Source organism: Pseudomonas sp. PARCl1 (assembly GCF_947311875.1).
Classification (GTDB): domain Bacteria; phylum Pseudomonadota; class Gammaproteobacteria; order Pseudomonadales; family Pseudomonadaceae; genus Aquipseudomonas; species Aquipseudomonas juntendi.
Genome location: NZ_CAMZMX010000107.1, coordinates 1 through 1,398, shown reverse-complemented (window position 1 = coordinate 1,398; position 1,398 = coordinate 1). Strand labels below are relative to the sequence as shown.

Below are 1,398 nucleotides of genomic sequence, written 5' to 3'. Positions count from 1 at the left end.
TTGCTGCCGTTCCAGCAGTGGTTCTTCGCCCAGCGCATGAGCGAGCCGCAGCACTGGAACCAGTCGCTGTTGCTGCGCGGCACCGAAACGGTGGATGCCGCCGCATTGGAGCAGGCGCTGCTGGCACTGTACGCCCAGCACGACGCCCTGCGCCTGCGCTTTGCCGACGGCAGCGCCGAGCACGGTCCGCTGCAACCGGCCCAGCCGTTGCTGTGGCGTGCCGCACTGCGCAGCGCCGAGGAAATCGAGGCGACCTGCGAAGAGGCCCAGCGTAGCCTGGACCTGGCCCAGGGCCCGCTGTTGCGTGCGGTGCTGATCGAGCTGGCCGACGGTGGCCAGCGCCTGCTGCTGGTGATCCACCACCTGGTGGTCGATGGCGTGTCCTGGCGCGTGCTGCTGGAAGACCTGCACGATGCCTACCGCCAGGCCCTGGCGGGCAGCACGCCGAAACTGCCGGCCAAGACCAGCGCCTTCAAGGCCTGGGGCGAACGCCTGCAGCAGCATGCCGCAAGCCTGGACAACGAGCTGGCCTACTGGCAAGGGCAACTGGCCGGTGCGCCGCAGGGCCTGCCCGAGGCCGAGCCGGGCGCCAGCCTGCAGAACCGTCACCGCCAGAGCGTGCAGGCACGCCTGGGTGCCGAGCTGACCCGGCGCTTGCTGCAACAGGCCCCGGCGGCCTACCGCACCCAGGTCAACGACCTGCTGCTGACTGCCTTGGCCCGGGTGGTGTGCCGCTGGAGCGGCGCCGATTCGGCGCTGGTGGAGCTGGAAGGGCATGGCCGCGAAGACCTGTTCGACGACATCGACCTGAGCCGTACGGTGGGCTGGTTCACCAGCGCCTACCCGGTGCGGCTGACCCCGGCCGCCGAGCTTGGCGCCTCGATCAAGCAGGTCAAGGAACAGCTGCGCGGCGTGCCGCACAAAGGCATCGGTTTCGGTGTTTTGCGCTACCTGGGCGACGAGGCTGCGCGCACGTGCCTGGCCGAGCTGCCGGTGCCGCGCATCACCTTCAACTACCTGGGCCAGCTCGATGGCCAGTTCGATGAGCGGGCGCTGTTCGTGCCGGCCGCCGAAAGCGCAGGTGAGGAGCAGAGCCCGCTGGCGCCGCTGGGCAACTGGCTGGTGCTCAATGGCCAGGTGTATGGCGGCGAGCTGAGCATGGCATTCAGCTTCAGCGGGCAGATGTTCGCCCGCGCGACCATCGAGCGGCTGGCGCGGGCCTACGAGGCGGAGCTGGCGGCGCTGGTCGAGCACTGCCAGGCACCGCAAGGGCTGACGCCGTCGGACTTCCCGCTGGCGGGCCTGAGCCAGGCGCAACTCGACGCACTGCCGGTGGCGGTGGCCGAAATCGAAGACATCTACCCACTGTCGCCGATGCAGCAGGGCATGCTGTTCCAT

At 69.5% G+C, this 1,398-nt stretch carries 1 protein-coding gene; it reads left to right on the top strand.

Features of this window, described 5'->3' with window-relative positions; translation table 11 throughout:
- On the top strand, positions 1–1,398 hold a 1,398-nt coding region (locus QME24_RS24700; protein ID WP_281691088.1), incomplete at both ends, for a condensation domain-containing protein.